We start from the raw sequence: 22,107 nt of genomic DNA, 5'->3' as shown, positions 1-22,107 counted from the left end.
GATGATTGCTTCTGTTCTCATCGCCAACCGAGGGGAGATCGCGCTGCGGATCTTTCGTACGGCGAGATCTCTCGGCATACGCACGATCGCCGTACATAGCGACGTCGATGCGGCCATGCCCTTCGTCCGCGAAGCAGACGAAGCGGTGTGCATCGGTCCCGCGCTCGCAAGGGATAGCTACCTGCGTCAGGACCGGATCCTGGAGGCCGCAAAGGCGATGGGAGCAGAAGCGATTCATCCGGGCTATGGCTTCCTCTCAGAGAATGCCGAGTTTGCCGAGCTAGTGCAGGCGGCCGGCCTGGTATGGGTCGGTGCGCCGCCTGCCAGCATCCGCGCGATGGGCCTGAAGGACGCCGCCAAGGAGCGGATGATTGCGGCAGGTGTGCCTGTAACGCCGGGCTATCTGGGCGTGGATCAATCCCCAGAACGGCTCCAGAGCGAAGCGGACGCAATCGGCTATCCGGTGCTGATCAAGGCGGTCGCGGGCGGCGGCGGCAAGGGCATGCGCAAGGTTGACGAAGCGCACGCCTTCGCTGAATCCTTGGAAAGCTGCCGGCGCGAGGCCGCGTCATCGTTCGGCGATGATCGCGTGCTGATCGAAAAATATATCCTCTCGCCACGCCATATCGAAGTGCAGGTGTTCGGCGACACACATGGCAATGTGGTGCACCTGTTCGAGCGCGACTGTTCGCTCCAGCGCCGCCACCAGAAGGTGATCGAGGAAGCGCCGGCGCCAGGTATGGACGAAACGACGCGCGATGCGATTTGCGCCGCAGCTGTGCGGGCGGCGCAGGCGGTGGACTATGTCGGTGCCGGCACGATCGAGTTCATCGCCGACGCGAGCGAGGGCCTGCGGGCGGATCGCATCTGGTTCATGGAGATGAACACCCGTCTCCAGGTCGAGCATCCGGTGACCGAGGCGATCACCGGGCAGGATCTGGTCGAGTGGCAGTTGCGGGTGGCGTCGGGCGAGCGGCTGCCGAGGCGACAGGAGGAGCTGTCGATCACCGGCTGGGCAATGGAGGCGCGCCTCTATGCCGAGAACCCGGCGAGCGGCTTCCTGCCTTCGACCGGCCCGCTAGAGCGTCTGCGCTTTCCGCAGGGCGTCCGCATCGACAGCGGTGTTGAGGAAGGCGGCGAGGTTACACCGTTCTACGACCCGATGATCGCCAAACTCGTTGTCCACGCGCCCACCCGCGCTGCCGCTGCCGGCAAGCTCGGCGATGCCGCGGGCGGCACCGAGGTATGGCCGGTAAAGACCAACGCCGCCTTCCTGGCGCGCGCCGCTCGGCATCCCGAATTCGTGGCGGCCCGGATCGATACGGGGTTCATCGAACGGCATATCGAAGCGTTGGTGCCCCCGCACGAGCCTTCTGCCCGCGTCCTTACCAGTGCTGCCCGCGCTATCCTTTCGCCGGTCTCCCTCGATCCATGGAGCGGGCTGACCGGCTTCCGCGCCAATGCGGCACCCGATCTGCGCGCAGAAGTGACCGTGGGCGGCCAGGTGCATCTCGTCACGCTGGCCACGCCCGTTCCAACCAGCATCGCCGCGTTCGACGGCGGTAGCGTGCTGTTTGCCGATGGCGAGGCGTGGCCGTTCTCCCGGCCGCGTGCCGACGATATCGTGCGTGGCGATGCCCTATCCGATGGGATGATCGTCGCGCCAATGCCCGGCAGGATCATCTCGGTGGCGGTTTCGCCGGGCGATGCCGTGACCAAAGGACAGCGGTTGCTGGTCCTGGAGGCGATGAAGATGGAGCAGGGCCTCGTCGCGCCATTCGATGGCATTGTGGCGGAGATCAGAGCCGTGGATGGCGCCCAGGTGTCCGAAGGCGCGTTGCTCGTGCGCATCGAGAAGGACGCCTGACATGGCCGGACGCTTCTTCGATGAATGGGCGATCGGCGATCACATCGTCCACGTGATTCGCCGCACCGTCACTGAGACCGACAATCTGTTATTTTCGACGATGACTCACAATCCGCAGCCGCTCCATCTGGACGTCGAGGCGGCGAAGGCAAGCGAGTTCGGGCAGATTCTCGTCAACGGCACTTTCACCTTCGCGCTGATGATCGGTCTTTCGGTGGGCGAGACGACGCTCGGATCGCTCGTCGCAAATCTCGGCTACGACAAGCTCGTGCATCCCAAGCCCGTGTTCATCGGCGACACGATGCGGGCGGAGAGTGAAGTGGTCGACCTGAAGGATAGTAGATCGCGGCCAGGCGCAGGCATCGTCACCTTCTCGCATCGTCTGATCAATCAGCGCGACGAGGTCGTTTGCCAGTGCCTGCGCAGCGCACTGCTGAACCGGACGCCGAAATAGGCCGCGTCCATTCGCGCTGAGCGAGCTACTCGGACGAATTGTGCAAGCAGCGCGATTCCGCCAATTTCGTGATTGGGGCTCCCGGAATATCCCGCAGCCTCATAACGCGCGCTTGACTCTTCGCGCCACGCGTCGGAACAAATAGGGAACAATCCACCGCCACCCGAGTCTCCTGATGCCATGTACCAGCCCGCTGTCCTCGAAAAACTACGAGCGCAAATCGCGCGGATCGAGGGCGTGGGCGTTCGTCATGCTGCGATTCCCTTCGGGATAGACGAGCTCGACCTCCGCCTGCCCGGCCGGGGAATCGCCGTCGGTGCGTTGCATGAGATAGCCGGCAGCCCCGATCTGGCGGACGACGCCAGCGCGACGATCTTTCTCGCTGGCATCCTTGCGCGGATCGAAGGTCCGGTCTTCTGGTGTCTCCGCTGGCGCGACCTGTTCGCGCCCGCGCTCCACCTGGCGGGCCTCCACCCCGATCGTGTAATCCATGTCGAGGCGGGCAGCGATACCAACGTCCTGTTGGCGATGGAGGAATGCCTCCGGCACAGCGGGCTTGCCGGTGTCGTGGGTGAGGTCTCCAAATATACGACGACCGCGTCGAAGCGGCTCCAGCTCGCGGCCGAGAGCTCGGGTGTCGCCGCCTTCGTGTTCCGCCGGGCCTCGAAAATCGAGCAAGCGGCGGAAGGCACGGCGGCCGTGACACGCTGGCGCATCACGGCGTTCCCGAGCGAGGACCTGGGTATTCCTAGCCTTGGGCGACCGCGCTGGAACGTGACGCTGGAAAGGGTACGCGGCGGCAACCCGCACGCATGGATTGTGGAGGGCTGCGATGCGACGGGTCGCATCGGTCTATCTTCCGCACTGGTCGACCGACCGGCTGCGGCGGACGACCGCAAATTCGTCGCCTGACCGCGACGCCCTCGCGCGCGACCGTCCGCTCGTAACGGCGATCCCGGACCATCGCCGCCGCGTGATTGCCGCGGTCGACCTGGCTGCGCGGGCACTCGGCATTCGTCCTGGCATGACCGTCACGCAGGCGCGGTCGTTCGCGCCCGAACTGGAGGTCGTCGATGCCGAGCCAGAAGCTGATCTTGAAGGCCTTCGCCGTCTCGCGCTCTGGGCGGGCCAGCGATATTCGCCATTTGTCTCGCCGGATGCGCCCGACGGCATCTGGCTCGATATCACCGGATGCGCCTCGTTGTTCAGCACCGAGAAGGCGCTTCTGAAGGATCTCCATCGCCGGATCGCCGCATTCGGCCTGACCGTGCAGATTGCGGTCGCCGATACCGCGGGCTGCGCCCATGCCGTGGCGCGGCATGTCCCAGCGGGGCGCCCGGTGACGATCGAGCCGGGAGACCATCGCAAGGCCATCGCCCTGCTGCCGATCGTGGCCCTGCGCCTCCCGGCCAGTGACGTCGAGGGCCTGCGCAAGCTCGGGTTCGAGCGCATCGAGCAGCTGATCGGGGCGCCGCGCGGCCCGCTTGCGAAGCGCTTCGGGCGCGATCTCCATCGCCGCCTCGACCAGGCCCTGGGTAATGTGCCCGAGCCGATCGAACCGATCTTTCCGGAGAATGTGCCGCGCGCGCGGCGCGGTTTCATGGAGCCGATCGCGACCTCGGAAGCCTTTGCACGGGTGATCGGTGATCTGGTCGGCGATGTCGTCGAGCAGCTTGGCCGTATCGGCAAGGGCGCCCGCCGGCTCGACTGCTACTTCCACCGGGTCGATGGCCATACCCAGGCGATCCGCATCGGCACTGCCGCGCCGTCGCGCGATGCGCGCCACCTCGCCAAACTGCTTTGCGCGAGGATCGAGACGGTCGAGCCGGGGCTTGGCATCGAGGCGATGATCCTGGTCACGCCGCTGGTCGAGGGCATGGCGGCCCGGCAGGGCGAAGGATTGGAAAGCCTCGGTCGGCGCGGGCCGGATCTCGCGGCATTGGTGGACGCGCTCGCCAACCGGTTCGGCCAGCGCTCTCTTCACCGCAGCGGTCCCCGGGCCAGCGCGATGCCCGAGCGCTCGATTGCCCTGTCGCCGGCGCTTGGCAGGCCGACCGGCGCCGCGTGGGACGACGACCTCCCGCGACCTTCGCGGATGCTGGAGCGCCCGGAGCCGATCGAGGTGATCGCGCTGCTGCCCGACGACGCGCCGCGCATGTTCATCTGGCGGCTCAAGCGATATCGCGTCACGCAGGGTGATGGCCCAGAGCGCCTGCATGGCGAATGGTGGCGCGAGGGCGGGCATGAGGCCGGCACGCCGCTGGCCGTGCGCGACTATTACCAGGTCGAAACCGAGACGGGCGGTCGCTACTGGCTGTTCCGGCTCGGCGACGGGACAAGCCATGCCACCGGAAACATGCGCTGGTTCATCCATGGCGCGTTCGCATGACCGACGATGCACCCGGCTATGTCGAGCTGCAGGTCACGACCCATTTCAGTTTCCTGCGAGGTGCGTCCTCGCCCGAGGAGATGTTCGCTGCCGCCGCGCTGCTCGGCCTGCCGGCGCTGGGCGTGGTCGACCGCAATTCGGTCGCCGGCATCGTTCGCGCGTGGGATGCGGAGAAGACCACGGGTGTCCGGGCAATCATCGGCTGCCGGCTCGACCTTATCGATGGCACGGCGCTGCTGGTCTATCCGACCGATCGCGCCGCCTATGGCCGGATGTGCCGCCTCCTCAGCGTCGGCAAGGCGCGCGCCGGCAAAGGCGCGTGCCATCTCGACTGGTCCGATGTCGAGCAATGGCAGGAGGGGCTGATCGTCATGCTCGTCCCCGATCGTGCCGATGCCGTCGCGGAGACCGCGCTGGCGCGTACGAAGCGGATCTTCGGAGACCGCGCCTATATGGCGTTGTCGGTTCGGCGTCGGCCGCGCGACGCGATCCGCCTGCGTGACTTGTCGGCGATGGCGGTGGCGGCACGCGTGCCGACCGTCGCCACCAACGACGTGCTGTACCATTCGCCCGAGCGCCGGCTGCTGCAGGACGTGGTCACCTGCATCCGCGAGAAATGTACGATCGACGAGCTGGGCGACCGACGTGAGCGATTCGCGGATCGCTATCTCAAGAGCGGCCAGGAGATGGAGCGGTTGTTCCGCCGCTACCTGAAGGACGCGTCACCCGTTGGGCGCAGCGTCGAGTTGGCGGCGCGCTGCACCTTCAGCCTTGAGGAACTGCGCTACCAATATCCCGACGAAATCCGCGTCCCCGGCCGGACGCCGCAGGAAGAGCTGGAGCGGCTGACCTGGGAAAAGGCGCCCGAGCGCTATCCCGAGGGCATCGAGGGCAAGGTGCGCGAGCAGCTTGTGCATGAACTGAGGCTCATCGCCGAGCTCGAATATGCGCCCTATTTCCTGACGGTCCATTCGATCGTCGCCGAGGCGCGACGGCGTGAGATCCTCTGTCAGGGCCGAGGATCGGCGGCGAACAGCGCCGTCTGCTACGTGCTCGGCATCACCTCGATCGACCCGGTCCGCTCCGAGCTGCTGTTCGAGCGGTTCGTCAGCGCCGAACGAAGGGAACCGCCCGATATCGACGTCGATTTCGAGCATGAGCGGCGCGAGGAAGTGATCCAGTGGATCTACGAAACCTATGGCCGGATCCGCTCGGCGCTGACCGCCGTCGTTACCCGGTTCCGGTCCAAGGGCGCGGTGCGCGAGGTCGGCAAGGCGCTGGGCCTCAGCGAGGACATGACCGCCGGGCTTGCCTCGTCGGTGTGGGGCTGGAGCCGCGAGGGGGTCGAAGCCAAGCATGCCGAGGAGATGAACCTCGACCTTGGCGATCGGCGCCTCGCATTGACGCTGGACCTGGCCCGCACCCTCATCAACACGCCGCGGCATCTTTCCCAGCATCCCGGCGGGTTCGTCTTGACCCGTGACCGGCTTGACGAGCTGGTACCGATCGAGCCGGCCGCGATGGACGATCGGCAGGTCATCGAATGGGACAAGGACGACATCGATCTTCTGGGCTTCATGAAGGTCGATGTCCTCGCGCTCGGCATGTTGTCCTGCATGCGCCGCGCGTTCGAATTCCTGGAGAACGACAAGGGGACCAGGCACGACCTCGCCACCATCCCGGCGGAGGACCCCGCCACCTACGCGATGATCCGGAAGGCCGACACGCTCGGCGTCTTCCAGATCGAGAGCCGGGCGCAGATGGCATCGATTCCGCTGATGGCGCCGCGCACCTTCTACGACCTCGTCATCCAGGTCGCGATCGTGCGCCCCGGCCCGATCCAGGGGGACATGGTCCATCCCTACCGCCGCCGCCGCAACGGTCAGGAGGAAGTCACCTATCCGACTGAGGAACTGCGCCGGGTGCTGGAGAAGACCCTGGGCGTGCCGCTGTTCCAGGAGCAGGCGATGCGGGTCGCGATCGAGTGCGCGGGATTCACCGCCAGCGAGGCGGATCTTCTGCGGCGGGCGATGGCGACGTTCAAGCTCACCGGCGGCGTATCGCACTTCCGGGACAAGCTGATCAGCGGAATGGTCAACCGGGGCTATGACCAGGATTTCGCCGAAAAGACGTTCAAGCAGATCGAAGGCTTCGGCTCTTACGGCTTTCCGGAAAGCCACGCCGCGAGCTTCGCGCTGATCGCCTATGCCAGCAGCTGGATGAAGTGCCATCATCCCGACGTCTTCTGCGCGGCCCTGCTGAACGCGCAGCCGATGGGATTCTATGCCCCGGCACAGATCGTTCGCGATGCCCGGCAGCACGGCGTCGAAATCCGTCCGATCGACGTCAACCACAGCCGCTGGGACTGCACGCTCGAGCCGACCGGGGCCCGATATCTCGCCGTCCGACTCGGGCTCCGCATGGTGCGTGACCTGTCGAACGACGATGCGGCCGCGATCGTGACCGCACGCGCCGGCACGCCCTATGACAGCGTCGAGGAGATCCAGCGCCGCGCCGGTGTCGGTCGCGGCGCCCTCGACCGGATCGGCGAGGCGGACGGGTTCGGATCGCTCGGGAACAGTCGTCGCGAAGGGCTCTGGAGCGTCAAGGGTCTCGGCAACGCGGCGCTCCCGCTTTTTGCCGCAGCCGATGAACGCGACGGCAAGCTGCGCCAGGAAGCGATCGAGCCGACCGTCATCCTCGCGCCGATGGGCGAAGGAGCGGAAGTCGTCGAGGACTATCGCGCGTCGGGCCTGTCACTGCGCGCGCACCCGCTGGCGTTCCTCCGCGATGAGCTGAAGGCACGCAGGATGATCACCTGCGAGCAGCTCCAGACCGTGAAGGATGGCCGCTGGATCGAGCTCGCCGGCATTGTGCTGGTGCGCCAGAAACCGGGGTCGGCGAAGGGCGTCATGTTCATCACACTCGAGGACGAGACCAACGTCGCCAATCTCGTCGTCTGGACCAATGTCTTCGAGAAGAATCGCCGCACGGTGCTCGGTGCGTCGATGATGGGGGTGCGCGGCCAGGTCCAGCGCGAGGGCGAAGTCATCCATGTCATCGCGCAGCGCCTCGATGATCTGTCATCGCTGTTGGCGAGCGTCGGCAACCGGGCCGATGTCGCCGACATCTACCGGGTGAGCCGCGCCGATGTGGTCAAGAATGCCATGCGCCCGGACCCGCGCGATCCAGCTGAAGCGCCGTTGGGCAAGCCCCCGAGAGACATCTATATTCCCGACCTGCGCCTCGGATCGGGCATCATTCCCGGTCAGCCCACCGAAGGCATCAAGATCAAGCCGCGGGATTTTCGCTGACCGCCGGTCAAAAAAAAGGCCGACCCGAAGGCCGGCCATTCGAATTGGTGCTGGGAGGAACATGGGGCGCTACAGAGACAGTGCATCCACGCCAACGGTATGAAACAGAATGGAAATCGCAGCACTCTTCACGAGTTCGCGGCTGGTGGTCTTGATCATGGCTACCGCCTTTCTCGTCTTGTTGTCGGTCTTGGTCTTCGTGTCGTCATTCGAATCGCCGAACTTGGAACCCGGCTTCAGCGACCGGTAGAAAGCGAGGAGGCCGAGGCCGCCCCATGTCACGGCCGGGCAAAGCCCGCCGAGGTTGGAAATGCCGGCGAGGAAGGTTCCTCCCACGGTCTCTGTAGCGCCCCACCACTGATTGCGCTTTCGCGTGTCTCAAGGAGGCAAAGCGGAAATGGGCATCGTGACCGACGTGCACAAGAGCAAGCGCCGGCGACGAGCAACGGGCGCTATTGTTCTCTATCTGTTCCGTGATAATATGGCTGATGTCGAGTCCCTGATGGAAAGGTCAGGAAATGTCCCGCCTCTATGCGGTCGCGAGCAACATCCCAGAGGTTTCCGCCCACTTCGCGGCGGAAGCGCCCGCGGATATCAAGATGCCATCCGAAACCATCGAGGCGCTTCCCGGACTGGTCGTGTTCGAACGGAGCGGCCGGCGCCATCTGCGACTCATGGACTGGGGGTTTCCCCGACTGACGCGAGAGATGCGCGAGCGGGGCGACCCGCCTGGGCGGATCGGGCTCGTCGCCGACCTGACCAATCCGCTGTGGGAACAGCTGGTGGTCGACCAGCGGTATCGCTGCCTGATCCCACTCAGCCATTTCGCCAACCCCAACGGCGATCCGGGAGAAAAGACGCGGACGTGGTTTTCGGTCGACCGGCAGCCGCTGGTTGCCTGGGCCGGGTTCTGCCGCAATGTTCCCGACTATGGCCCGGTCTATGCCGGCATGACGATGACAGCGAACGCGGTGGTCGAACCCTATAACGACCGCATGCCGGTCCTGCTCGACCCCCACGAATATGACCGCTGGCTGCACGGGTCGATTCAGGACGTGATCGGGTTCCAGTTTCGCGCGCCACTGGCAGCCGAACGAACAAAGGTTCTGCACACCGACGATCTGTGGCGCAGCGGCAAGCGGCCCGCGAGCATGCAACCGCAACTGGCGCTGCTCTGAACGGGTGCGCCGGCGCGATTTGCTGATAAAGTAGCGCCATGTGCAATCTCTACACCGTGCGGAAGAGCGCAGCCGAAGTCGCGGCACATTTCGGCGTGAGCGATCCTGCTCAGTCCAACGCTCCGGACGAGGTCTATCCGGGCACTCCTGGCATGGTCGTGCGGGAAGAGGCTGGCGCGCGCATCATGCAGTCGATGGCGTGGGGTTTTCCGCTGCGGCTGAAGGGCATGTCCCCGACCGCAAAGCCGAAGCCGGTCAACAATATCGCCGATCTCAACAAGCCGATGTGGAAGGGCCTCGCCGCGAAACCGCAATGGCGATGCCTCATTCCCCTGACGGCGTTCGCCGAGGCTGAAGGTCCCAAAGGCGCGAAGACGAGAACCTGGTTCAACGTGAAGGACCAGCCGATCTTTGCATGGGCTGGCCTCTGGCGTGTGAGCGACGAATGGGGGCCGGTCTATTCGGGTGTGATGACCGACTGCAACGAGGCAATCCGACCCATCCATGATCGAATGCCTGTGCTGCTCCATGTGGACGACTATGATCGCTGGCTCCACGGCAGTTTCGACGATGCGGTGGCATTCCAGAACCGCTGTTTCCCCGATGAGCTGATCGAGATGACCCGAACGGACGAACTTTGGGTCAAGCGCAAGCCTGTGATCGCACAGGCTGAGACCCTGATTTGACCCCTGAGCAGGAGCGCATGGCAGAGGCGCTCGCCGTATGGCGTACCCACGGCGAGAGATCCGCGATTCACGTCGCGGAGCGCATCGGCGCGCTTGCGATCAATGGCGACATTGCAGGCGTTGAGCGCTGGCAACAGATCGCAGCCCGGCTCGAACCGCTGCTGGCCGCTCGGCAAACCCACCAGTAACAGCCGCCAGACATGCAAGGGATCGAAGAGCCCTGCGCTCCGTGTTTCAAAAAGGTGCGCCCGCCGCTGGCGGACGCAAGTTAGGGAGAGGGAAGCGTTGGCCGGCGGTGCGATCAGCGAAATTTCGGCGTGAACCGAACACCAAGCCAGAATGTCGCCGGAATCGAATATTCGTCCTTCAGGAGGTTCTTGCCCGGGCCGGTGACGCTTGTGATGGGGCTTCTGGTGACGTTGCTCACCTGACCGACCAGCGAGATGCCGGGCCGGACCTGGTAGGTCGCGGAGAGATCAAGCTGCGATCGTGGCGCCCAATAGAGGTCCTGCCAGCTCACATCGGCCTGGATGAGCCGCAATGCGCGACCCTGACGATTGAAGGCGGCACGCAACTCCAGATTCTTCGTCGTGTAGAAAAGCGTGGCGTTGATCGCGTAGTTGGGTTGCCCAACCAGCCTGTCGATCGTCCGCGTCCCTCCGGCACTGAGCGGAACAGCGACCCTGCCATCAAGCAACGACGCATTTGCGCTGGCGCCGAATCCCGACAGCAAGGGCGAGATATCGGCGAAGGAGTTGATGATCACGTTGCCTTCCACGCCCCGGATCCGGGCGCTCGAGGCATTCACGGGCGTGGAGACGATGGCGTTCTTGTAGAAAACGCCGCTCGACGGATCGGTATATCCCAGCGTTCCCAGGGTGAAGATCTCGTCCTTGATCTCCTTGTCGAACAAGGCGAGCGAAAGAAGCCCGCTGCTCTTGCCCGGAATGCGCCATTCGGCCGACAGATCGAAATTGTCCGAGACACGCGGCTTGATGTTCGGATTGCCGATCGTAGCCGTGACGCCGATGGCATTCGGGTTGCCGATGTCAGACACGTTCACGAAGTTGAGGGCGCTCCGCGCGGCATAGGCGTCATAGGGAGGGCGCCCGAGGGTACGACTATAGGCGGCGCGAAGATCGAGCGTGTCGGTGAGATGGTAGATCGCGATCGCGGACGGCAGGAGACGCCCGTACCGCGAAGAGGTCGTCAGGTCCGTATAGGCAATTGTGGCTCCGGGCACGCGAACGCGCGACGTCGTCGACTGATCGGTATGGTCATAGCGGACGCCCGCCTGGAACAGCAGCTGGTCACTGTGGTAGCTGGCCATCGCATAGGCGCCGGCAATCTTCTCGTGATGGCTGAAATTGTCCTGATTGTTGACCGCGGTCGCATCGGGGGCGTTGAACATCGATTTCGGGAGGGCGTCGAGGATCGCCTTGGCCTTGGCGGCATCGACGGTCAGAAGATTGAGCGAGTTGTACGGCAGCGGCACCGACGGCCCGAGCACGTCCGACAGCGTTAGAGCCGGCGCCGTGTTGTTGGGGTCATATTCCAGCCGGTGGAACTTGTAGAACGACCGGTCATCGACATAGGCGCCGCCGAGCCCGAAGCCGAGGCCGCGATCGGCTTCATCCTGGTTGTAGTGGTAGTCGATGCGCTGATTGAAAATCTTGTCGCCGGCGTTCCGTCCCATGTCCGGGCGCCAGTAGGTCAGCGCATATTTGCTGGTGTCGTAATAGGCGGTCGGATTCACGTTGAACACGTGCTGGAAGTTGCTCGTATCGTAGGTGATCGCCAACGCAGGATTGCCCACATTGCCGGCGCCGGCGGTCCCCGGCGCGGGCCGCGGAGCCGCGGCATTGATATATTTGATCATGTACCACGGCTCGTCGTAGCTCATCGTCGAGTATGACGTACGGAGCGACAGCTTCTGGTGCTCGCCGGGCTTCCAGTCGGCCCCGAACTGCCCCACGCGCGTCCGGGTGGTGGTCAGCTGGTTGTCGTAGCCAATCTCGCTGCTGCTCGTCGGGAAGAAGCCTGAGGTTGGCGTCTGGTTCTGGACGTTCTGACCACGCGAATTGATCAGGCCCTCGTACCGCGTCATATCGTCGCGGAAGAAATAATAGCCGCCCATCGCGTACAGATAGAGCTGGTCACTCGGGCGCGCCTCGAGCTTGCCCGTCAGCCCGTAGCGAGTCCGCTGATCTTCGACGTACCAGCTCTTGTCGAGCTGGGGCACGCCGTAGCCGTTGCCGAGGTTGTTGCCCGACTGGAGTTGTCCGGCATTGTTGTAGAAATTGTAGAAGACCGTGTCGTTCGACATGTGTGTGACGGTGTAGGTGCTCAACCGCTGGTAGTTGGCGGAGAGTACCGCGCCGAACATGCCGCCCGGACCGAAGGTCGTACTCGCGGTGCCGACCAGGCGGTATCCGGGGTCCGGCTGGGAATAGGGCTTTCCGGTGTCGCTCGAATGACCAAGCGATCCTTCAATGGTGAAGAACGGCTTTCCGCCATTCTCGAACGCGCTGCGCGTCTTGAGGTTGACGGCGCCGCCAACAGCATTGGGGTCCAGATCAGGGCTGAAGGTCTTCACGACCGCGATTTCGCTGATCATCGATGAGGGCAGAATGTCGAGACGCAGGCCGCGCGTGATCGAGCCCGCCTGCGCGTTGAGGGCGCCGAGCGACGCGATATTGAGGCCGTCGACCGTCACGTTGTTGTAGGAGGCGTTCAGGCCACGAATCACGGCAGTGGTGGCCTCGTCGCGGGAATGCTCATTGTCGGCGGCCGGCACGACCGAAAGGCCGGGCACGCGGCGCAACGCTTCCGCGACCGTGTTGTCGGGAAGAGCCCGGACATCGGTGGCGCTGACGACGTCAGTGATGTTCACCGCGCGTCGCTTGCTGTCGATCGCCGCCTGGTTTGCGCGGCGGATACCCGTCACGACGATGTCCGGGCTGGAACCCGCATCGGCAGTGGATGCCGCCGCCGGATCCGCAGGGCGCGGCGCTTCCGGAGTAGTCTGCGCTTGCGCTTGGCCAGCCATGGCAAAAGCGAGCGTCAGCAAGCCGACTTGCGGCACAATCTTGTTCATGTCGTTTCCCCTCAAGGCGGCTGGCGTCGCAAAGGACGCCGTCCGCACACCCTCACCACAGTCTTATTGCGTTTTTATGTCACCGTGAGTTACTTATTATATTATGAGGGCGCAAGTCGATTTTCGGTCGGCGCTGAGGCCGGTGTCAGGGGGCAGGTTTCCTGCTCAAGGCAGCGTGCTCGACATGGGTCATCTTCAGGCCTCCCAGGATCACGGCGGATGCCACTGCGCCGACGAACGGCACGCCGGCCATCGCGCCTGTCAGCGCCAGCGCGGACACGCTCGTCTCCCCGTTGTAATGCAGTGCCGCCAGGAGCCAGCCGACCGAGGCAAGGGCAAAGCCGGACCCCAGCTTGTTGAGGAAAAGAAACGCCCCGAAGGTCAGCGCCTCATGCCTGCGACCGCAGGCCGCCTCGGTGTACTCGATGGTGTCCGGAACGATGGCCCAGTTCATGACGGTCAATCCGCCCATGCCGAGGCCGGTGAGGAAGAAAAGCGGCAGGGCGATCGGGAGCGATCGGGGAGCGGCAACAAAGAATGCCACCATCGATATTGCCAGGAGCAACTGTGCCGCGATGGCGGCTGACGTCTTCTCGGACCGGGAGGCGATGCGCTGCCAAAGCGGCAGCCCTGCAATCTGGCCGCACATCTGCGCGCCCAGCAGATAGATCGAGACCGCGGCATCGCCGAACGATGTCTTCGCGTAGAAGACGGTCATGCGCATGAACACGGTCGCGAGACCTGCGGAGAGCACGCAGACCGCGAGCACTCTCAGCAGCCTGCCATTCCGCGCGAGATCCATGAGCGCTGCGGTCGTTTGGACGCTCGCCGGCGCAGGCTGCTTGCTCCGCCCCGCCACGCTGCCGCCGACACAGTAGATCATGATCCCGACATAGATAAAGCCGGTGATCACGGCGAGAATGATGAAATCAAGCGGGCGGGAGCTGCCTGACTGCGAGAGCGCGGGAGCAAGCCCGAACAGGACGGCAATGTTCCCGAGCGAGCTGAAGAAGAAGCGCCACGAGGAAAGCTTCACCCGGTCCCGGCTGTCCAACGTCAAATCGGCGAGGAGGGCATTGTGGGGCAGGTCGACCAATGTGCAACCGGCGCGAAAGAGCGCCGTTGCGACGATCACGACCGGCAGCAATGGCGGCGACGCCATTGCCGGCACCGCGAACAGCAAGACGAAGAAGACAGCGGTGAATGGCGCGGCGACCCGGATTATCCGCTGGTAGGACCAGGCCTTCTGCAGCCAGCGGTCGATGCCGCGGCCTAGCAGCGGGTTGATCGCTGCGTCGAATATGATCGACAGGAGCAGCGCGGTTCCCGCCGATGCCGGATCCAGCTTGAGGACGTCGACCAGGAAGAAGAGGTACACAAGACTGAACGTGGATTCGTACAGGCTCTTCGCGAAATTGCCGGACGAATAGCGGATGGCGTAACCATCCTTCCGGCGGCGGCGGACAACCCCGGTGGAACCTTCCGCGGTATTCCCTTCGCCTTCATCCACTTTGCCGAGCCTTTCGCGGCGCCTTTGTAGCCCAGAGCCCAGCTACATGAAGAAATTGGCCTTGAGCGGCATCGAGGCGGCGCCGATCGCTGTGGCGTCACCGGTTATCTTGCTGACGACGAGCTCGGGCCTCGGTTGATGCCGCCCGCGCCGCTTGGGGCCATCGTAGAATTCCAGCACGCCGATCAGCTTTTCTGCAAGCGAGTGCGGCATGCGGCCTCCACCCACCACGATCGCCGTGGGATCGAACACGGCGGAGATCGCGGTTATCACCCGGTTGATGGGATGCTTCACGATGGCGATCCAGTCATCGACGCCCGGCCAAGCCGGATCGAAAATCTCGAGCATCCTGTCGATGTTCTCAAGCTCGAGACCCTGTTCGACAAGGATCGTCCTGAGCAGTTCGAGCGTCGGCCGGGTCGGCAGCAACTCGGGTGCAAGGATCCCCGAAAACTCACCAGCATTGCCCGACACCCCGCGGAACAGCTCGTTATCGATGATCAGCGCGCCGCCGAAGCCCATCTCGTGGTTGAGGTAGGCGAAAGTCGGGTATTCGCGCCCGACGCCGTTCAGGCTTTCGCCGACCGCCGCTGCCCGGGCGTTGTTCTCGATCCAGACCGGCAGTTGCAGCCTGTCCGCGACGGCGCTGTCGATGTCGAACATGGCGAGGGAATCGAGCGGCGGCGGAGGATTGAGCTGATTGCGCTCGCCCGTGAAATAACCGCTGACGGCGATTCCGACGCCGCAAATCTTCTCCGCGTGGCCGGTAGTCAGGTGCTGGAACTGTGCGGTCAGGAGACCGAAAATGTCATCAAGCTCAAACGAGCTGAGCCGGCCATATTGCGTATCGATGACCGCACCGGTGAAGTCCATCAGCGCCGAGGAAATGGCATCGGTCATGATCGAAAAGCCGACCGAATATGCGACATCGGGGGCCAGGCGCACGAGGGTGCTGGGCTTCCCGGGGCCGTTCACCACGCGTTCCCCGAATATGAGGAATCCGCGCTGATCCAGGGCATCGACGATGCGTGAGATCGAATGAGGGGTCAGCTCGACCTCCCGCGCGACGTCCGCCCTCGATATCCCTTCGTTGCGTCGTATCAGGTCGAGTACGAGCCGTTCGTTGCTGGAGACGGAAAAGCCTGGCGACCGTTTCGGCCGCGCGGGCACTATGTCCTTCAGGAAGTGCGCGCGCTGCTTCATTCTGTTCCTTGTCAAAGCTCGCCGGACTCAGGCGAAAGTTTGTAACCCAGCCATCATTAAACCCTTGGCCCTGTGTCAAGCAAAAGGGGCAGCGGAAGCCATCGCCACGCTCAAACCTACTTCTGCCTTGCGGCCCGGTCCATTACTTAATATCTCTCAGTGAGATAAATAGAGGTGCCGTGCGCAACAGCGCGTGCGGCAAACCGAATCAGCTGGAAGGACCGCATGAGCCGCATCGCACCAAAGCGCGTCGAACGTGTGTATTCCGAAGCCGCGCCACTCGGAAAAAGCGACCGCGGCTTTCCAACCCGCCGCGCCAGGACAATCCTTCGAGCCCTGGCCATGATGCTCGCCTGCTTCTCCACCGCAGGCGCGAGCGCGGCGCAACCGGAGCTCCCCGCCTGGACCCCAGGCTATTTGTACATCCATCACATCAGCACCGGCCGGGGGAATGCCGCATATTTCGTCATGCCCGACGGCACGACGATGCTCGTCGACGCCGGCGAAGCGGATCCTGAATTCATCGCATCGGTGGCGCCCCTCAAGCCGTTCCCTCCCAGGCCGGACGGGTCGCACTCGGCGGGCTATGAGATCGCACGATATATCCGGCAGTTCGCGCCGGCAGGCCGGCCGGTAACGCTCGACTATGCGATGATCACGCACTTTCACACCGACCATATCGGGACGATCACCGCGTCGAGCCCCTTGTCAGCAAACGGCAACTACCGGCTTGCCGGCATCACCGAGGTTGCAGACCTGATTCCGATCGGCACGCTGATCGACCGGGCGGCACCGGACTATAAGGTTCCCCTCGACCTGCGGGGATGCTCGGAAGGCAACGACGCGAAGGCCCTGCAGAACTATCTAGGCCTGGTCGCGTTCCGGCTCGGCCGCGGCCAGCCCGTGGTCGGCCTTCACGCGGGCGAACTCGATCAGATCCATCTTCGCAAACCACAGGCTTTCCCGGAGTTTCATATCCGCAATGTCGCTTCGAGCGGGGTGATATGGACGGGTCGGGGCAGCGAAACGGAGCGCTACATACCGGCCGACGCGGTCAAGGCCTGCCGCTTCGATGAGAACCCGTTCAGCAACGTCATCAAGATGACCTACGGGAAGTTCGATTACTACGCGGGCGGCGACATCCCCGGCGTGCCCGATTACACGCAGCCCTATTGGCGCGATGTCGAAACACCGGTCGCCGCCGTCGTGGGACCTGTCGACGTGATGACGCTCGACCATCACGGCAATCGCGATTCCACCAACGGAGCCATTCTGCGTGCCCTCCGGCCTCGGGTGATCATCCAGCAGAACTGGCTGTCGCCCCAGCCGGGCGAGGAGGTCGTCGTGCGGATGGCGTCTCGCGAATTCTATTCCGGGCCGCGAGACGTCTTTGCGACGGGCATGAGCCCCGAGACCCGGATAGCGATCGGTCCGATCATGGACCGCATCTACAAGAGCTATTCCGGGCATGTGGTCATCCGCGTGGCGCCGGGTGGCGGCACCTATGAGGTGTTCATCCTCAACGACGCGGACGTGGCGCACGAAGTGATCGCGCACTTCGGCCCCTACCAAGCGGATTGAGTGAAGCTCGGACTGCCCAACGTTCACCTCCTGATGAGGCGTGACATGACACGACGAAATTTCGCCAGGACGTTACCGCTTTTCGGGCTGCTCCTATTTGGCGGGGCGCTTCATGCGCAGCAGGTGACGCGCTCAAACAGCGACGCCGTCGCTCCGGCGACGTCCCCGGCCGACCTGTATGGCGCGTTGTTCGAGGCGGTGCAGCTCGAGCGTGTCTTTCCCGACAGCAAGACGTTCGTCGACCTGGTACCTCTCGAGCCGGCGTCGGTGATCATGGCGGCTTACCGGGCGGAAAAGCCGACCGGCAGGGACGCGCTCGCGATGTTCGTCGCGCGGCATTTCACCGGGCATGGAGCGCAAGCCGCGAATGCGGATATCCGCGATCATATCCGCTCGCTGTGGCCCGTCCTGGCGAAGCCCCCGATGACGCCGCCAGAGGGATCGTCCGCGCTCTCCCTCCCTGCCGCCTTCATCGTGCCGGGCGGGCGCTATCAGGAGTTCTATTACTGGGACACGTACTTCACCATGCTGGGGCTGAAGGCAGACCGCGAGCAGCCGATGATCGACAGCATGATCGCGAACTTCGTCTCGCTGATCGAGCGCTACGGCCACATCCCCAACGGCTCACGCACCTATTATCTCTCGCGGTCGCAGCCGCCGTATTTTGCGCTCATGCTTGATATGTCGGACGATCGCGACCCCGTGCTCGCCCGCCGGCGGCTGGCGGCGCTCAAGGCGGAGCACGCCTATTGGATGGCCGGTGCCTCCTGCCTGAAGGATGGCGCCTGTCAGCATGTGGTCGGCATGCCCGACGGCAGCCTGCTCAACCGATATTGGGATGCGCGCGACACACCACGCGACGAATCCTTTGTCGAGGACCGCACCACCTCAGCCGCAGCTGCGCCGCGCGGGCAACACAAGGTCAACCGCGATCTGCGCGCGGCGGCGGAAAGCGGCTGGGACTTCAGCTCACGCTGGCTGGCGGACGGGCATACGCTTTCCACCATCCATACGACCGACATTGTGCCGGTCGACCTCAACAGCCTGATGTGGAACCTCGAACGTGCGATCGCGCGCCGCTGCGCCGCGTCGGGCGACCGGGCCTGCGCACGCGACTTCAATCGGCGCGCCGAGATTCGTCGCGCGGCGATCGCCAAATACCTCTGGGACACTCGCACGCAGCGCTTCGCAGACTACGACCGCAAGGCGAACGCGCCGACGCCGATCGTGTCCGCTGCACTCCTTGCGCCCTTGTTCGTCGGCCTCGCGACGCCCGATCAGGCCCGCGCGACCGCACGGCTGACCGAAAGGCAGCTGCTCGCGCCGGGAGGCCTGCGCACCTCGACGCTGCGAACCGGCCAGCAATGGGATGATCCCAATGGCTGGGCGCCCTTGCAGTGGATCGCGATCGAAGGGCTCGACCGGTACGGCGAAAGCAAGCTGGCGCACGAGATCGCCGAGCGCTGGCTGGGTACAGTCACGTCCTTTTACGCGCAAACCGGTCGCATGATCGAGAAGTACGACGTCGAGGAACGCTCGGCCGGCGGCGGTGGCGAATATGCCGTGCAGGAGGGGTTTGGCTGGACCAACGGCGTCACCGCCGCACTGATGGAGAAATACCCCAGTCGACGGTGACGGGACTATCTCCTCTCAAGCAGCGTGCCTACGCGTCGGAAAGCGGAAATCGGACTCGACGCGGGCAGGAACACTACGACGGGACCGCGATCCGATCGCCTTGACCGGCAGATCGACTAGCAAGCCCGGATCTGGAAGGCCCTCGCTGAGCATATCGGCCCACACCTGGGCCAGTTCACGCCGACGCGGCAGGTAGGCGGCGCGATTGTAGGCGCCCTCGACCTTTTCCTTCGGAACGTGGGCAAGCATCAGGTCGATTACCTTTCGATCATGGTCCTTGCCGTTTCTTTCGGCCCATTCGTTCATGATCGTCGAGAATGCGGCGCGGAAGCCGTGCGGGACATGATGACCATGGTAGCCAGCGCGATTGAGCAGATAGCCGATGGCGTTCTCGCTCATCGGCCGGTGCGTGTGGCGATTGCTCGGGAAAAGAAGCGGGCCATCACCGGTCAGCGGCCATAGCGCCTTGAGCACCGATATCGCCTGAGGCGTCAGCGGGACGAGATGATCGCCATCGATTTCGTCCTTGCGGTCGAGGTCGCCCTTCATCCGCGCGGACGGTATGCGCCATAGCGGCAGCTTGCCGTTCAGGTCCTCGAACTCGTCCCAACGTGCCCCGCGCAGTTCGCTTGGACGCACTGCGGTGAGCGCAAGGAGCCGCAGCGCAAGCCGGGTGATCGGGCGCGCATAATCTTCCTCGGCCGCGATGATCATCTTCCGCAAGGGGACGAGATCGGTGATAGCCGGCTGGCGGCCCTTGCGGAGCGGTTTCAGCACAGCGCCGAGCTTCTCCGCCGGATCGCTCTGCACGATGCCTTGGGCGATGCCGTAGACGAAGACGGCAGAAATCCGCTGTCGTATGCGCTTGGCGGTCTCGATCGATCCGCGGGCTTCGATCTCTCGCAGGACTCCCAACACGAGCGGCGGTGTCAGCTGGGCGATTGGCAGCCCGCCGATCGAGGGGAAGACGTCGCGCTCGAGGCTGCGGATTATATCGGCGGCGTGGATCTTGGCCCACTGCGACTTGGCGTTCTCGTGCCATTCGCGGGCAACGCGCTCGAACGTCTGTCGCCCTGCCTCGATATTCTCCTCGATCTTGAGCTTCTTCGCCACGTTCGGGTCGCGGCCTTCACAGAGAACCGTAAAGGCTTCGTCGCGCTTTCCGCGCGCATCGGCGAGCGAGACGAGAGGATAGGCGCCAAACGCCATGCACTTCTGCTTGCCGTCATACCTGTAGTTCCAGCGCCATAGCTTTCCGCCACTGGGCGTCACCAGAAGGAACAGCTGGTTGCTGTCGGTCAACTTGTAGGGTTTGGGGCGCGGCTTGGCCGCGCGGGCTTTCGCATCACTGAGCAACGGTCTTCTCCAAAATACCATATTTTTCGACCGCCGATACCATGCGCGAGTACCTCCGAATCGCCGGATGGACACGAACGGGCACGAACGGCCGAGGCCGAGCCGGTCTGCTAAGTGTTGGATTTCAGGAGAGAAAAGTCGATCCCGGTGGTCCGTTGCGGACCACCGGGAACAGGTCCGTGGCGGAGCGGGAGGGATTCGAACCCTCGATACGCTTTTGGCGTATACTCACTTTCCAGGCGAGCGCCTTCGACCACTCGGCCACCGCTCCGCATTCCCTGGCAGGAGGCCGGCCCTAGAGGCTGGCGAGCGGACGCGCAAGCGCTGGCGATTGCGCCGGCCAGGCGCTCCATGCCACAAGCCGATGATGCTGATTCCGCTCCTCGCCTTGCTCGCCGGCGCCCAGGCGGCGCCCGCGCCGCCGCCGCTTCCCTCCGACGCAGCCCCGGCCGATTGGCGGCCGATCCCCGATGACGAACTGATGGTCGTCACGCTCGCCGGCAACCGGACCGTGGTGATCCGCCTCGCCGCGCGGCTCGCGCCCGAACATGTCGCCAATATCCGCAAGCTCGCGCTGGCGCATTGGTGGGACGAGACCAGCGTTTATCGCGTGCAGGAGAATTGGGTCGCGCAGTGGGGCGACGCAAGCGAGAAGAAGCCTCTGCCCGATGCGATCGTGAAGGTGCCGCCGGCCGAATATGATTTCCCCGCCGTCGCGCTCGCCCAGCGGCTGACGCGCGCCGATGCCTATTCGGCAATGTCTGGCTTCACCGATGACGGCTGGCCGGTCGTCGGCAACGGCAAGGCTGCCTGGCTGCCGCATTGCTATGGCAGCGTCGGTGTCGCCCGCGATGCCGCGCCCGACACCGGCACCGGCGCCGAGCTGTTCACCCCGATCAGCGGCGCGGCGCGGCGGCTCGATCGCAACTATACGATTGTCGGGCGGATCATCGAGGGCATGAAATATCTGTCGGCAATGCCGCGCAGCGACGCGCCGCTCGGGGTCTACGCGACCGAGGGCGAGCGGACGCCGATCATCTCGGTCCGCCTGGCGAGCGACATGCCCGCCGCCGAGCGGCCCAAATTCGAATATCGCTCGACCGACAATCTGCGCTTCGCCGCCTATATCAGGCTGCGCGAGAATCCCCCTGCGCCGACCATCGGACTGGGCGGCATCGACATTTGCGACCTGCCGCTCGCGACGCGCCGGGTCGGCGCGAAATAGCGCCCCGGCTCAGTGACCGACCCAGTCGGCCACTTCGCCCGCGACCTGGTTCGCCGCCTGGTTGATGCCGGTACCGGCATCCTCTGCCTCGATCTTCGCAATCGGCACGCGCGCCTCGAACCGCCTTTTCTCGATGACATGGCCTTCGCTGCGCATCAGCGCGCCGTCGAAGATCACGACTGCCTCTTTCGTCGCGGCATCGACGCCGAAGCTGCGCAGTTCGCCGGACAGCCGCGCGCCTGGATCCGAGATTGACTGGGCGGTGCTCAGCACCACCCGCCCGGTCTTCGCCGCCACCGTATCCGACACAAGCCGCGCGAACAGCCTTGCCGGGGGCTCGACCCACTGGGCGTTGACGATATAGGCAATCGAGGTGTCGCTGGTCTGGACCGGCACGCGCGCTGTCGCTAGCGCCTGGGATACCGCCGGCACCATGATCGTGATCGTCGCCGCATTGGCCGAGGACTGGGTCTGCCCGGCCGGGATCGCCGCCGCAGAGGTCAGCGTCAGCAGCGAGGGCGGCGGCTTGGCCCCGAAACTGATACAGGCCGAGAGCGGCGCCATCGCGAGCAGGGCAAGCGAGGCCTTCAGGGTGCCGGTGCGCATCGCAAA

Annotated in this window: 17 protein-coding genes and 1 tRNA gene; 11 read left to right on the top strand and 7 right to left on the bottom strand. The window is 64.4% G+C overall.

The window, feature by feature from the left end; genetic code table 11:
- The first annotated feature begins 1 nt into the window (after position 1).
- The 5 genes from ABD050_RS00220 (at position 2) to ABD050_RS00200 (ending at position 8,024) form a co-directional block, all read left to right on the top strand.
- Positions 2-1,867 carry an acetyl/propionyl/methylcrotonyl-CoA carboxylase subunit alpha gene (locus ABD050_RS00220; RefSeq protein WP_343887092.1) on the top strand — a complete coding sequence of 622 codons (1,866 nt, stop codon included), beginning with the start codon at positions 2-4 and terminating at the stop codon, positions 1,865-1,867.
- 1 nt (position 1,868) lies between these two features.
- A complete protein-coding gene (locus ABD050_RS00215; protein ID WP_343887091.1) occupies positions 1,869-2,321 on the top strand; it encodes a MaoC family dehydratase in 453 nt (150 codons plus the stop codon).
- A gap of 180 nt (positions 2,322-2,501) precedes the next feature.
- Positions 2,502-3,233 (top strand): ImuA family protein, encoded by a 732-nt coding sequence (locus ABD050_RS00210; protein WP_343887090.1) that lies wholly within the window; start codon positions 2,502-2,504, stop codon positions 3,231-3,233.
- Entirely contained in the window at positions 3,154-4,710 is a 1,557-nt protein-coding gene (locus ABD050_RS00205; protein ID WP_343887089.1) for a DUF6504 family protein, read from the top strand. Before ABD050_RS00210 ends, ABD050_RS00205 begins: the two co-directional genes overlap by 80 nt.
- Entirely contained in the window at positions 4,707-8,024 is a 3,318-nt protein-coding gene (locus tag ABD050_RS00200; protein ID WP_343887088.1) for an error-prone DNA polymerase, read from the top strand. The genes ABD050_RS00205 and ABD050_RS00200 overlap by 4 nt, the downstream gene beginning before the upstream one ends.
- Positions 8,025-8,093: 69 nt before the next feature.
- Here ABD050_RS00200 and ABD050_RS00195 read toward each other — a convergent pair whose 3' ends face one another.
- Positions 8,094-8,360, bottom strand: coding sequence for a hypothetical protein (locus ABD050_RS00195; RefSeq protein WP_343887087.1), 267 nt, complete (start codon positions 8,358-8,360; stop codon positions 8,094-8,096).
- A 263-nt stretch (positions 8,361-8,623) separates the two neighbouring features.
- On the opposite strand from ABD050_RS00195, the gene ABD050_RS00190 reads away from it, so the two are divergent.
- From ABD050_RS00190 to ABD050_RS00180, 3 genes are read left to right on the top strand one after another with little or no spacing between them, the layout of a single operon-like run.
- Positions 8,624-9,202, top strand: coding sequence for an SOS response-associated peptidase family protein (locus ABD050_RS00190; protein ID WP_425542388.1), 579 nt, complete (start codon positions 8,624-8,626; stop codon positions 9,200-9,202).
- A 38-nt stretch (positions 9,203-9,240) separates the two neighbouring features.
- Entirely contained in the window at positions 9,241-9,888 is a 648-nt protein-coding gene (locus tag ABD050_RS00185) for an SOS response-associated peptidase (RefSeq protein ID WP_343887085.1), read from the top strand.
- A 17-nt stretch (positions 9,889-9,905) separates the two neighbouring features.
- On the top strand, positions 9,906-10,076 hold the full coding sequence (locus tag ABD050_RS00180; RefSeq protein WP_343887084.1) for a DUF6961 family protein: 171 nt from the start codon (positions 9,906-9,908) through the stop codon (positions 10,074-10,076).
- Positions 10,077-10,189: 113 nt separating this feature from the next.
- On the opposite strand, the gene ABD050_RS00175 is transcribed toward ABD050_RS00180, so the two are convergent.
- The 3 genes from ABD050_RS00175 to ABD050_RS00165 form a co-directional block, all read right to left on the bottom strand.
- The gene (locus ABD050_RS00175; protein ID WP_343887083.1) at positions 10,190-12,985 is read right to left on the bottom strand and encodes a TonB-dependent receptor; all 2,796 of its coding nucleotides are present in this window, start codon (positions 12,983-12,985) and stop codon (positions 10,190-10,192) included.
- A 145-nt stretch (positions 12,986-13,130) separates the two neighbouring features.
- Positions 13,131-14,495, bottom strand: a complete 1,365-nt coding sequence (locus ABD050_RS00170; protein ID WP_343887082.1) for an MFS transporter — start codon at positions 14,493-14,495, stop codon at positions 13,131-13,133.
- Between the two features lie 42 nt (positions 14,496-14,537).
- Positions 14,538-15,698, bottom strand: coding sequence for an ROK family transcriptional regulator (locus tag ABD050_RS00165; RefSeq protein WP_343887081.1), 1,161 nt, complete (start codon positions 15,696-15,698; stop codon positions 14,538-14,540).
- A gap of 225 nt (positions 15,699-15,923) precedes the next feature.
- Between ABD050_RS00165 and ABD050_RS00160 the strand changes: the two genes are divergently transcribed.
- Positions 15,924-17,279 carry a ComEC/Rec2 family competence protein gene (locus tag ABD050_RS00160; protein ID WP_343887080.1) on the top strand — a complete coding sequence of 452 codons (1,356 nt, stop codon included), beginning with the start codon at positions 15,924-15,926 and terminating at the stop codon, positions 17,277-17,279.
- 45 nt (positions 17,280-17,324) lie between these two features.
- Entirely contained in the window at positions 17,325-18,914 is a 1,590-nt protein-coding gene (treF, locus tag ABD050_RS00155; RefSeq protein WP_343887079.1) for an alpha,alpha-trehalase TreF, read from the top strand.
- A 15-nt stretch (positions 18,915-18,929) separates the two neighbouring features.
- Here the strand turns inward: treF and ABD050_RS00150 are convergent, their stop codons facing one another.
- A complete protein-coding gene (locus tag ABD050_RS00150) occupies positions 18,930-20,270 on the bottom strand; it encodes a tyrosine-type recombinase/integrase (protein ID WP_343887078.1) in 1,341 nt (446 codons plus the stop codon).
- A gap of 180 nt (positions 20,271-20,450) precedes the next feature.
- Positions 20,451-20,541: transfer RNA gene (locus ABD050_RS00145), tRNA-Ser, on the bottom strand.
- Positions 20,542-20,637: 96 nt separating this feature from the next.
- On the opposite strand from ABD050_RS00145, the gene ABD050_RS00140 reads away from it, so the two are divergent.
- Positions 20,638-21,495: a peptidylprolyl isomerase gene (locus tag ABD050_RS00140; RefSeq protein WP_343887077.1), complete on the top strand. Its 858-nt coding sequence runs from the start codon at positions 20,638-20,640 to the stop codon at positions 21,493-21,495.
- A gap of 9 nt (positions 21,496-21,504) precedes the next feature.
- On the opposite strand, the gene ABD050_RS00135 is transcribed toward ABD050_RS00140, so the two are convergent.
- Positions 21,505-22,101 (bottom strand): ABC-type transport auxiliary lipoprotein family protein, encoded by a 597-nt coding sequence (locus ABD050_RS00135; RefSeq protein WP_343887076.1) that lies wholly within the window; start codon positions 22,099-22,101, stop codon positions 21,505-21,507.
- Positions 22,102-22,107 lie beyond the last annotated feature (6 nt).

Origin of the sequence: Sphingomonas oligophenolica, assembly GCF_039522915.1 — a bacterium.
Classification (GTDB): Bacteria; Pseudomonadota; Alphaproteobacteria; order Sphingomonadales; family Sphingomonadaceae; genus Sphingomonas; species Sphingomonas oligophenolica.
The sequence above is the reverse complement of the archived record's forward strand: the minus strand, read 5'-3'. Positions and strand labels throughout refer to the sequence as shown.